At 55.5% G+C, this 11,819-nt stretch carries 10 protein-coding genes; 1 reads left to right on the top strand and 9 read right to left on the bottom strand.

Annotated elements, in window-relative coordinates; all coding sequences use genetic code 11:
* Positions 1–2: 2 nt before the first annotated feature.
* The 3 genes from G5B47_RS07925 to G5B47_RS07915 are packed head-to-tail and all read right to left on the bottom strand — an operon-like array spanning position 3 to position 2,924.
* Positions 3–1,832: a hypothetical protein gene (locus G5B47_RS07925; protein WP_165096434.1), complete on the bottom strand. Its 1,830-nt coding sequence runs from the start codon at positions 1,830–1,832 to the stop codon at positions 3–5.
* 17 nt (positions 1,833–1,849) lie between these two features.
* Entirely contained in the window at positions 1,850–2,374 is a 525-nt protein-coding gene (locus G5B47_RS07920; RefSeq protein ID WP_165096431.1) for a PulJ/GspJ family protein, read from the bottom strand.
* Entirely contained in the window at positions 2,358–2,924 is a 567-nt protein-coding gene (locus G5B47_RS07915; protein WP_165096428.1) for a type IV pilus modification PilV family protein, read from the bottom strand. The genes G5B47_RS07920 and G5B47_RS07915 overlap by 17 nt, the downstream gene beginning before the upstream one ends.
* A 190-nt stretch (positions 2,925–3,114) precedes the next feature.
* On the opposite strand from G5B47_RS07915, the gene G5B47_RS07910 reads away from it, so the two are divergent.
* Positions 3,115–3,900: an alpha/beta hydrolase gene (locus G5B47_RS07910; protein WP_165096425.1), complete on the top strand. Its 786-nt coding sequence runs from the start codon at positions 3,115–3,117 to the stop codon at positions 3,898–3,900.
* A gap of 503 nt (positions 3,901–4,403) precedes the next feature.
* On the opposite strand, the gene argH is transcribed toward G5B47_RS07910, so the two are convergent.
* The 6 genes from argH to argJ form a co-directional block, all read right to left on the bottom strand.
* Positions 4,404–5,816, bottom strand: a complete 1,413-nt coding sequence (gene argH / locus G5B47_RS07905; RefSeq protein ID WP_165096423.1) for an argininosuccinate lyase — start codon at positions 5,814–5,816, stop codon at positions 4,404–4,406.
* A gap of 118 nt (positions 5,817–5,934) precedes the next feature.
* Complete coding sequence (locus tag G5B47_RS07900; RefSeq protein WP_165096420.1) at positions 5,935–7,170, bottom strand: argininosuccinate synthase; 1,236 nt, start codon at positions 7,168–7,170, stop codon at positions 5,935–5,937.
* A 63-nt stretch (positions 7,171–7,233) separates the two neighbouring features.
* A complete protein-coding gene (gene argF / locus G5B47_RS07895; protein ID WP_165096417.1) occupies positions 7,234–8,196 on the bottom strand; it encodes an ornithine carbamoyltransferase in 963 nt (320 codons plus the stop codon).
* Positions 8,197–8,265: 69 nt separating this feature from the next.
* The gene (locus tag G5B47_RS07890; RefSeq protein WP_165096414.1) at positions 8,266–9,549 is read right to left on the bottom strand and encodes an aspartate aminotransferase family protein; all 1,284 of its coding nucleotides are present in this window, start codon (positions 9,547–9,549) and stop codon (positions 8,266–8,268) included.
* Between the two features lie 136 nt (positions 9,550–9,685).
* Complete coding sequence (gene argB, locus G5B47_RS07885) at positions 9,686–10,516, bottom strand: acetylglutamate kinase (RefSeq protein ID WP_165096411.1); 831 nt, start codon at positions 10,514–10,516, stop codon at positions 9,686–9,688.
* A gap of 76 nt (positions 10,517–10,592) precedes the next feature.
* Positions 10,593–11,819 carry a bifunctional glutamate N-acetyltransferase/amino-acid acetyltransferase ArgJ gene (argJ, locus tag G5B47_RS07880; protein ID WP_165096408.1) on the bottom strand — a complete coding sequence of 409 codons (1,227 nt, stop codon included), beginning with the start codon at positions 11,817–11,819 and terminating at the stop codon, positions 10,593–10,595.

Genomic DNA, 11,819 nt, shown 5'->3' with positions numbered 1-11,819 from the left:
AACTAATTACTGTCCCCGGTCTGATCCGTCTCCTTCGCCAAGGCAATAAGCTCAATCGGATCAAGATGAATATTGACCTGGGTCACTCTCGGCAGCCCTACCCGCTGATCGGCAAAGACATCCTCATTATAATGGATCACGAAGCGTGCAGCGGATTCTTCCTCCTGATGCTGTTCCTCAAACAGAAACTCCGGCTGTCCCGGACTCGGGTAGACCCTGCCTACAACTGCATTAATCGTCAAATCGCCTTTGGCAAAAAATCCGCCTTCGAGCGAGAAGATGGAGCCCACTCCGTATAACTCGGCCGTACTGTCCGTATAAAAGAAGCCTTTCAAACGAGTCGCCACATCCCTAAATTCCTCAATTCGGTTGATCAGCACGGACCCTTTGGATATAAGCACGAGTTCTTTATCATTTTTGCCGGAAATGTTGGCGTTCACAATGTCTGTACTCCCCAGAACGAACATCGTGGAGTCGAGCTTGACCTCTCCCTTGATGTGTAAATTGCCTGTAACGAGCATATTCGCTTGAATCGTTGAATTGTCCACGGTCAAGTCCCCATTGACAATGATCCAGTTCGACTCTTCGCTGCCCTGGGCCTTGTCCAGATCCGTAATTTCATTATAGGTGGCGCCATCCAGGTTCAGATTTCCATCGATAATGGTGCTCGCATTGAGACTCGTAAGTCTCAGCTTGAACCCTCGAACGGCCGCATCATACAGCTCCTGCTTCTTCCACTTCAGCTCGTCCGCAGTCAAGGTGGTATCAACCAACTGATCATAATCGCTCAATGCGGGCATTTTTAATGTGGTCATGTTTCCCGAAGGCTCCTGAAGCGATGTTATCAATCTTTCGCCTCTTTGCGTGGACGTTTCGGAGCTGTCTTTGCCCTCTGCACCATAGTAAATATCAGCGAACGTCGCCTTATTATCAGCTGATCCCGAGGCTTCGGCGACTTTGTCCAGAAAAGAATCCTCGACGTCAATTTGCACAAAAGTGGACTGCTTCTTGACCTGTGATTTCTCGTACACCTGCTTCACGCGGTCATCCAACAGGGAGTACGCCTCTTTATTGGACACCGGAATCTCCTTGTAAGCCGTACCGTCCGTGGAATACCGCATATCCTTGAGCGACTGCACCTGCGCTTCTCCTTCTATCCTTGGGTACAAGGTCGTCTTGGTCGATTCGGTAAAATATTTATATTTGGCCACCTGGCTCAACATCAGCCGAATCCCCGCATAAAGCTTCCCTTCGATATACGGCGCGCCGTTCAAATAGACCGTTCCCTCGGAACCGAGTGAATAATTCAAAAAGTCCGGAAACGTTGAGATCTCCGCTTTCTGCTGCAGTGTCCGCACAACGCCGTTGACCGTGGCATTCGCCCGGATGACGATCACATACTTGCTGCTCGTGGAGGCGTTCTCCAAGGTAATGCTTGTAATTCCGTTAGCCGCGCCGTTCAGGCTTGTACTGGAGATGAACCCGTTCTTCCCAGCGTTAAGGGACCCCAGAAAATCGTGGATCGACTGGTTCAGCTCTGCCTGCGGCCTGCCCATGTAATCCTGTATTTTTTGGTTCACATCTGCGGTTACATAGGCCATCACTTCATCAATTTTTTTCTGGGCCAAATGGATGCTCTGCACATCGTTCTCCCGCGTTTCGGTTCGTGTGGCCCCGCCGACTGCGGCGCTGAGCACACCGACTCCGAGAATCGTGAGCAAAAGGACAATGAACATGACCAGCACAAGAGCAGAGCCCTGCTCCGAGGACAATCGCTCCCCTATCCGCCCAAGTCTCATGTCCGTACGATCAGAAGTACCGCTCCTCCGCATGTTGTACACCGAACCTCCTAAAATCCGAATTGACTGCTCATCTCCAGCCTGTCCTCTTCATTTCCTTGATATTTCAGCACCAGCTTGATTTCAATGGTTCCGGATGGATAGGGAGCGCCCAGCGGCGCGGTTCTTCCATCTGTCTGGATGAGCGTAATCGTTGAGCCCTCCAGCTCAGACTGCACGGCTATCGGGGAGCCGGAATCCGCGCCGGTGCCGTCCGCTGCAATAACAATCTCACTGCCGCTTACGGCGATGATCTCCGGGGCGGCTCCGCTTTTGGTCAGCTCAATGCCGCCGGCTGTGTTCTGCACCCGCTCGGGACCATAGGTGTACAGCTTCGTAATGATGGTGGACATAATCAGATCGGCCTCGTCCCGCAAGGCGTTCTGCACGGTAATTTGGTGGTAGCTTCGCATGCCGAACATCGTCACGCCGGAGATCAGTCCCGCAACCATGGCAAAAATCGTGATCGAGCTGATCAATTCAACCAGGGTAAAGCCCCGCTCCTGCTTTTTTAGGCGCCTAACGAATTCGTTCATCGGTTATATACCCCTCCACCTCTACAATATTGGCAGATGGACTCCCGGCATCCGCGCGTGTGACCCTCACTTTAACCGGCAGCAAGTAGCTCCGGACGGATAACTGGTCAAGGATGCTTGAAGCAGCGCCCGTTGGCCTGGGCTGGTTGCCCCATACACCCGGCTGATACACGATATCGATGGTGTAAGAAACGCCATTGATTGTCGGATTCAGCACATCGGCCGGCGACCCGGTAAATTCATCTGGAAGGAGCAGACACGATCCCTGAGCGCAGTCTCCTCCTTTGATGGCAACTTCGGCGCCTTCTTCGGCGACCTGGGCTTGTCCGCTGAAATAATTTTTTACCGCATCGAAATCCTGCTTTTCCATATAAAAAAGCGCGTTCCGCGCCAGATTAACCATAATCGTCTTGTTCTGGTTCGATTTCGAGTAGGACATCGCATGGACGAAGTATGACGTCAGGACCAGCGAGACGATGGATAAAATCACAATCGCCGCCACCACCTCGATCAGGGTGAAGCCCTGCTCCTGTTTGAGTCCGAACCGCATCGTATTTTCTCCTCCGGATCACATGATGATTTCGCGTTTGTACATAGGCCTAAGACCTAGACCTCTTATCATTATATGCGGAGAGACCTAAGACCTACAATAAGTATTACCGAGAGAATCTGGCACTCCCTACAATATATATCGGCAAAAGACTATGCTATGATTTGGCTAAAGAGGAGGATTTGATGATATGGCTTTGATCGAATGCCGGTTTTATTCGGAGACCTTGGGCCTCAGCACGTCCATGACGGTCATTCTGCCGCAGCGGACGATGACGCAGATTGGAATGGGCGGGGTTACCCGGGGAACCTCCCTTCATCCGACCTTATATCTGCTGCACGGCTTATCCGATGATGACTCTATTTGGCTGCGCCGCACATCGATTGAGCGCTATGCGGCCGACATGGGAACCGCGGTTGTCATGCCTCAGGTGCACCGCAGCTTCTACACGGACATGGCAGCCGGGGGCAGCTACTGGACCTTTATCAGCGAGGAGCTGCCTGCGCTGGCGCGTTCGTTCTTTCCGCTGTCCGCCGAGCGGGAGGATAATTTCGTGGCGGGTCTGTCGATGGGAGGCTACGGGGCGATGAAGCTGGGGCTTCGGAAGCCGGAGTCTTTTGCCGCCGCAGGCAGCCTGTCGGGAGCGCTGGATGTATCGCAGTTGTATGCAAGACACGGTCACGTGATGTCCAAACGGGAATATGAATTGATCTTTGGCAAGGAGGATATCTTGGGCACCGACGAGGACCTGTTGGCCTTAATCCGCAAGGTGGACGCCTCAGGGGGACCGAAGCCGCTGCTCTATCAATGCTGCGGGACGGAGGATTTCCTGTACGAGGATAATCTGCGTTTTCGCGACGCCGCCTTGACGACTTCCTTGTCCTTAACTTATGAAGAGGGTCCGGGAGCCCACGAATGGGGATACTGGGATGCCAAAATTCGGGACGTGCTGGCCTGGCTGCCGCTGAGAGGATAAGTTCATTTCGAGAGGATAAATCCGCTTCGAGAGGATACATTCACTTTAATAGGATACATTCACTTCGAGAGGATACATCCACGTATTAAAATGGCTGCTCTTCTCCGTTTCATAGTGGTCTCCTCATCTCCACAAACCGGGTGCTTTTCCGGTGCAGTCAAAAGTGCTATAGTACATCTTTTTTTCGTTGATCCTTTGGTCGATCGGGAAAAAGGCTGCGAGCGTGCAGGAATTTCAGGCGATTTCGGTGATAGCGGTTGGTTAAACGCAGAATACCTGTATGCTCGCAGGAATATCCCCTCTTTAATTAAAAGCGTTGAAAAAGGATGTACGGTTGCAGGTTTTTGAAAACAAAACAGTCCCCCATTCAGATACGCCAGTTCGCGATAATCCCCCCCTAAAGAAAAAAAATGACATTCAAACGGACAACCGCTTGAATGTCATTTTTAATTCAATAACCCGTGATGGCCCCTTGATTCGGCCTTGGGTCCGGCATCGCAGGATTAAAGCTTCGCTGCAAGCTCCGCTACCCATTTTTTCGCTTCGAGCAGACTCTCTTCCGCCCGTCCAATCGCCGCCTGCACCTGTACGGTTGCCGTACCGCCGTACACGTTGCGCGCGTTGACGACCGCTTCTGGCTGAAGCACCGCATAAATATTCTCGTCGAACAGCGGCGAGAACTGCTTGAATTCGTCCAGCGTCAGATCAAGCAGGAATTTGCCTTCATTGATGCAGTACAGCACCGTTTTTCCGATGACTTCATGCGCCTGGCGGAACGGCAGCCCTTTGCCGACCAGGAAGTCCGCAATATCCGTCGCGTTGGAGAAATCGGTGTTCACCGCCTCCCGCATCCGTCCCTTGTTGACCTTCATCGTGGCGATCATCGGCGCGAACAATTGCAGGGCGCCTGTCAGCGTCGCAACCGTGTCGAACATGCCTTCCTTGTCTTCCTGCATGTCTTTGTTGTACGCGAGCGGCAGAGATTTCAGTACCGTCAGCAGGCCAATCAGGTTGCCGTAGACACGGCCGGTCTTGCCGCGCACAAGCTCGGGAACGTCCGGATTCTTCTTCTGCGGCATAATGCTGCTGCCGGTGCAGAAGGCGTCGTCTAATTCCACGAAGCTGAACTCCGTGCTGCTCCACAGCACCAGCTCTTCGCTCAGGCGCGACAGATGCGTCATGATCAGCGAGGCGTTCGCCAGGAACTCAACGATAAAATCGCGGTCGCTGACAGCATCCAGACTGTTCTCGTACACGCCGTCAAAGCCGAGCTGCTCCGCCACAAAATGCCGGTCGATCGGGAAAGTCGTTCCCGCCAGCGCTCCGGCGCCCAGCGGCAGCACATTGATGCGCTTGTAGCTGTCCGTCAGCCGCTCAGCGTCCCGGCGGAACATCGATACATAGGCGAGCAGATGATGCGCGAACAGAATCGGCTGGGCCCGCTGCAGATGCGTATAACCCGGCAGAATCGTCTCCACATTGTCCTTGGCCTGCGTAATCAGTGCTTCCTGCAGCCCATGCAGCAGGTCTGTCAGTTCCACGACCCGGTTGCGCAAATACAAATGCATATCCGTCGCCACTTGGTCGTTTCGGCTGCGTCCCGTGTGCAGCTTGCCGCCGACCGGTCCGATCTCCTGAATCAGATGCTTCTCGATGTTCATATGAATATCTTCATCCGACACGGAAAATTCGACTTCGCCGGCGCGAACCTTCTCAAGCACCTTCTGAAGTCCCTGCTTAATCGTCTCTACATCTTCCTGCGGCAAAATCCCGCATTTGCCCAGCATCGTCACATGCGCCAGACTGCCCTGCACATCTTCTTCCGCCAGCGCTTTATCGAAGCCGATGGAGGCTGTGTACTCCTCCACAAGCTTATTTGTTCCTTTGGTGAAACGTCCACCCCACAGCTTGCTCACCGCTTAATTCCTCCTTCTCAAATATGCCTCTTCCGTGTGCCTTCATGGAAAAACCCGGGCTTATGGGAAATCTATTTCCGCTCCCTAGTCCCGGGTATATCTTATTGCTTAGGTTGCCTTATTTCGCCGATTCGGCCACTCCTGTGGAAACCTTCAAGCGCAGCGCGTTCAGGCGGATAAAGCCGGTAGCGTCGCCTTGATCGTAGGCCTGCGTCGGATCGGCCTCCATCGTCGCGATATTCGGATTGTACAGGCTGACCGGGCTCTTGACGCCGGCCGCGATAATGTTGCCTTTGTACAGCTTGAGCCGTACCGTGCCGGTTACGTTCTGCTGGCTCTCGGTCACAAGCGCCTGAATCGCTGTGCGTTCCGGAGCGAACCAGAAGCCGTTGTACACCAGCGTGCTGTAACGGGTAATCAGGCTGTCGCGGACGTTCATCACTTCACGGTCCATCGTGATGGACTCCATTTTGCGATGCGCGGTGAACAGGATGGTGCCGCCCGGAGTCTCGTATACCCCGCGGCTCTTCATGCCGACGAAGCGGTTCTCGACCATGTCTACACGGCCGATGCCGTGCTTGCCGCCCAGCTCGTTCAGCTTCTCCATCACCTGCAGAGGCGCAAGCGGCTCGCCGCCCAGGGCAACGCAGTCGCCTTTCAGGAATTCCAGTTCGATATACTCCGGCTGATCCGGAGCGTCTTCCGGCGCGTTCGTCAGCAGGAACATTTCCTTGTTCTCCGGCGCGCTGGCGTCGAACCACGGATCTTCGAGAACGCCGCTCTCGTAGCTGATATGCAGCAGATTGCGGTCCATGGAATACGGCTTCGCAGCCGATGCCTGAACCGGGATGCCGTTCGCTTCCGCGTAGGCGATCATTTCCGCGCGTCCCGGGAACCGGTTGCGGAATTCTTCCAGACGCCAAGGAGCGATCACCTTGATGTTCGGAGCAAGTCCAGCCGCGCCAAGCTCGAAGCGGACCTGGTCGTTGCCCTTGCCGGTCGCGCCGTGAGCAATTGCCGTAGCGCCTTCTGCAATAGCGATGTCGACCATGCGCTTGGCGATCAGCGGGCGGGCGATACTGGTGCCGAGCAGGTACTGCCCTTCATACAGCGCTCCGGCCTGGAACATCGGGTAGATGAAGTCCTTGGCGAATTCCTCACGCAGGTCGTCGATATAGACTTTCGACGCGCCTGTGGCGAGCGCTTTTTCCTCCAGACCGTCCAGCTCTTCCTTCTGGCCGATATCGGCCGTAAAAGCGATAATTTCCGCGTCATACGTTTCTTTCAGCCATTTCAGAATGACTGAGGTATCCAGGCCGCCGGAATAGGCGAGCACGATTTTTTCTTTTGCCATTACAAATGTCTTCCTTTCTGCTTAAGGGATTTCTCGCTGTGCTTATGTCAAGTCAAGGACGGATTAGCCCATCAGAGCGGCCATCAGCGCTTTCTGGGCATGCAGCCGGTTCTCCGCCTCATCAAAAATAAAGGAGTTCGGTCCGTCGATAATTCCGGCGGTCACTTCCTCGCCCCGGTGGGCCGGCAGGCAGTGCAGGAACATGAAGTCGCTCTTCGCTCCTTTGACGAGTTCCTCGTTCACCTGGTAATCCTTAAATGCCGCTTCCCGTGCCAACTGCTCTTCCTCGAAGCCCATGCTGGCCCATACATCCGTGTAGATGACGTCGGCATCTTTTACCGCTTCTTCCGGACTGCGCGTGATGACGATCTCGGAGCCGGTCTCTTCGGCAATTTGCCGCGCCTTGGCCACAACGGCAGCATCCGGTTCGTAGCCTTCCGGTCCAGCAACCGACACATGTACGCCAAGCTTCGCCCCGCCCAGCAGCAGGGAATGCGCCATATTGTTGCCATCGCCGATGTAGGCAAGCTTCAGGCCTTTCAAGCGGCCTTTGTGCTCATAAACCGTTTGGTAGTCCGCCAGCACCTGGCATGGATGCGCCAGATCGCTCAGGCCGTTAATGACGGGCACCGAAGCATAGCGCGCCAGTTCTTCGACCTTGTCATGCCCGAATGTGCGGATCATGATGCCGTCCAGATAACGCGACATGACCTGCGCCGTATCGCTTACCGTCTCGCCGCGTCCAAGCTGAATGTCATTCTTGCTCAGGAACAGAGCATGTCCGCCCAGCTGATACATGCCAACCTCGAAGGATACGCGCGTGCGTGTAGATGATTTTTCAAAAATAAGACCGATCGTCTTTCCCTTCAGCGGCTGATACACTTCACCGTTCTTCTGCTTGCGCTTCAGTTCGATCGCCAGATCGATCAGATACTGGATTTCTTCCGTCGTGTAGTCGTCCAGCTCCAGAAAATCCCGGCCTTTGAGCTCGATCCCCTGTGTATTGCCCGTGACGCCCTGACCCATGAATCCGTTCCTCCTTATTAATCTTGCTTAAAACTACGCAAATATATCAATGCTTGCAGGCTCTGTCGCTTAAGCCTTGTGTTCGTTAGCATAAGTATGAATGAGTTCCGAAAGGATGTCCACCGCCTGATTGATTTCTTCCTTGCTCACGTACAGGTTCGGCAGCAGACGGATGACATGGGTTCCCGCCGTGACGAACAGCAGCCCCTTGGACTGCCCGGCCAGAACGATGTCTGACACTGGAGCTTGGCACTCGATGCCGATCAGCAGACCTTTACCGCGGATGTCCACCACGAATGGACAATCAGCCAGCTTCTCCTTGAGCAGCCCGGTCAAATACTCGCCGGACTCGGCCGCGCGCTGCGGAAGATTATCCTCCAGCATCGTCTCGATGGTCGCCGCTATAACCGCCGTCGCCAGCGGCGTGCCGCCAAACGTTGTGGCATGGCTGCCCGGAGTGAACGCCTCGCGCAGATAGCCCTTCGCCAGCATCACGCCCGCCGGGAAGCCGCTCGCAATGCCTTTGGCAACCGTGAAAATATCCGGCTCAATACCGTAATACTGATGCGCGAACAATTTGCCCGTGCGGCCCATCCCGGTCTGCACCTCATCGACGATCAGCAGAAGGCCATGCTTTTTGCACAGCTCCACAACGCTGTTCAGGAACTCCGGCTGCACTTCAAGCACGCCGCCTTCCGCCAGCACCATCTCCAGCATGATCGCCGCTGTGTTCTCGCCGATGGCCGCCTCAAGCGCCGGAAGATCATGCAGCGGTACGGTCACAAAGCCCTGCGGCAGCGGCAGGAAGCCGTCTTTGACCTTATCCTGTCCCGTTGCCGTAAGCGTCGCCAGCGTGCGCCCGTGGAAAGACTGCTTGAATGTAATGACCTCGTAACGGCCTGTGCCTTTCACCTTCTGGTGGTAGCGGCGCGCCAGCTTGATCGCGGCTTCGTTCGATTCCGCTCCGCTGTTGCAGAAGAACACCTGATCCGCGCAGGTATTGGCGGTCAGCAGCTCAGCCACCTTGTCCTGCCCAGGGTTGTGGAACAGGTTGGACACATGCCACAGCGTGTCGATCTGGGCTTTCAGCTTCTCTCCGACCTTCTCCGGAGCATGCCCGAGGCTGGTTACGGCCAAACCGGAGGTGAAATCGAGATATTTATTGCCTTTATCGTCCCATACCCAGCTTCCTTTGCCTTTAACCAGACTGATATCAAATCTCGCATAGGAAGGAAAAACATGTTCCAACTTCCCGGATGAAACCGGCTGACCCGCCGTGCTGATTCCCGTTCCCGTGTCTGCCGCCTGCTTTTCCTTCAAAGAATGGCCCTCAACCTGCGTAAGCTTGCTCATTTCCATTCACTCTCCCCCCGCACACGCCGCTTGTCGCGACTGCCGGCATGATTTGATTTGCCCCGAATCCAGCAGGCCTCTCGGCGTTCCGTATAATCCCGTGCTATGCCGTTTGCCTGCTTTTCCGCTACTTTCCTTAACCCCGCACGATCCGTGTGCCGATAATCTCTCCAGACAGTACCCGCCTGAGCACTCCCGGCTCCTTGCCGTCGACGATAACGACCTCGGATACGCTGCCCTGGATGCAGTCTACCGCGGACCGGACCTTGGGGATCATTCCCCCGTAAATCTCGCCGCTGTCGATCATTTGATCGATCTGCGCAACCGTTACCGAAGGGAGAACCTTTTTGCTGCCATCTTCCGCTGTCGTCAGAATGCCCGGCACATCCGTCACCACAATCATCTGCGGCGATTGCATGTAGGAAGCGACCGCACCGGCCGCCGTATCGGCGTTAATGTTATACCGCTGACCGGCAGCGTCAACGCCAAGCGGCGCAATTACCGGAATGTAACCGAGCGCCAGAATACCCGCCACAATTTCCGCTTTCACCTCGGTCACATAGCCTACGAGTCCAACCTCGTTACTGTTCGCTACGGGAGCTGCTGTTATGAGGTTGCCATCCACGCCGGACAGGCCGATCGCCCTGCCGCCGCTCCCTTGAATCCGCCTTACAATCGCCTTGTTGATGCTGCCCGACAGCGTCATCTCCACGACGTCGAGCACTTCCTCGGTCGTCACCCGCAGGCCATTCACAAAGCTGCTCGCAATGCCAAGACGAGCCAAATTGTCCGATATCGCCGGGCCACCGCCGTGAACGATAACCGCCTTGACCCCATCCTCCTGCAGATGCCGAAGCTCATCAAAAAAAGAGTCAGGAAGCGCGGTCAGTGTACTGCCGCCGCACTTCATCACGAACATTCGCTCATTGCCCGCGCTATTCTCTTTGAAAGCACCATTTTGCGTCATGAGTTTCGTTATCCTTCCTTATCAAAGGCTGAAATATGCCTTCTAATATTTTTAAAAAGGCCGGAAACAGCCGTCTTTAAGTCCGGTATGCGGCGTTAATCCGCACATAATCATAGGTCAAATCGCAGCCCCAAGCGATGGCGCTGCCCTCGCCGTCCGCCAGATTTACTGTAATCAGCGTGGTATCGCCCTGCAAATAGGCCAATGCTTCCGCTTCATCAAACACGACCGGCTTCGACTGGCGCAGCACTTCGATATTTCCGAGCGAAATATCCACCTTGTCGACCGTGACCGGAACACCGGCCCTGCCGACTGCGGCAATAATCCGTCCCCAGTTCGCATCCGCGCCGAAAATAGCGGATTTGACCAGGCTGGAGCCAACGATCGTCTTCGCAATCGCCCGGGCAGCCGCTTCGTCGGTCGCCCCGCTTACCCGCACCTCGATCAAATGGGTCGCGCCCTCGCCGTCTCGGGCAATCGCCATCGCAAGATGACGGCACACATGCGTGAACGCCGCTTCAAAAGCTTCCCAATCCGCATGCCGCCTATCCAGCTCTTCGTTGCCGGCCAGACCGCTGGCCATCGACACCAGCATATCGTTCGTGCTCGTATCGCCGTCTACGGTAATCATATTGAAAGTCGTGTCCGTCGCCTTACGCAGCAGCGTCTGAAGCGCCTCCTGCCCAATAACGGCATCCGTTGTCATAAAGCCGAGCATGGTGGCCATATTCGGATGAATCATACCGGAGCCCTTCGCCGCGCCGGCGATCAGGACTTCCGTGTCCCCGATTCGGACCTTCACGCAGCATTCCTTCTTCACCAGATCGGTCGTCAAAATCGCCTGGCAGAACTCCTCCGCCCCGTCCGCGTCGCCTGAAAGCTTCGCCGGAAGCGCGGCCAGGCCGTCGCGCACGCGATCCATCTTCAACAGCTCGCCGATAACGCCAGTCGATGCAACCGCCACTTCGTCCTCGCTTACTCCCAGGTGCCGGGCGGCTGCCGCCCGCATTTCATAGGCATCGGCTTCGCCCTGCTCTCCGGTGCAGGCATTGGCGTTGCCGCTGTTGACCACAACCGCGCGCAGAACGCCGCTGCCGAGACTCTCCCGCGATACTTTGAGCGGGGCTGCCTGGAACAGATTCGTTGTATATACCGCCGCTGCCGTCGCCGGCACCTCGCACAGTATGGCGGCGAGGTCGTTGCGGTCGGTTTTTTTCAAGCCGCAGTGCAGGCCTCCGGATGTAAACCCTCTCGGTGTCGTAATGCTTCCGCCTTCCACGACGGTGTACAGCTTCTCGCTCAT

The sequence above is a fragment of the Paenibacillus apii genome, from assembly GCF_011043685.1.
GTDB classification, from domain to species: Bacteria; Bacillota; Bacilli; order Paenibacillales; family Paenibacillaceae; genus Paenibacillus_AQ; species Paenibacillus_AQ sabinae.
The sequence above is the reverse complement of the archived record's forward strand: the minus strand, read 5'-3'. Positions and strand labels throughout refer to the sequence as shown.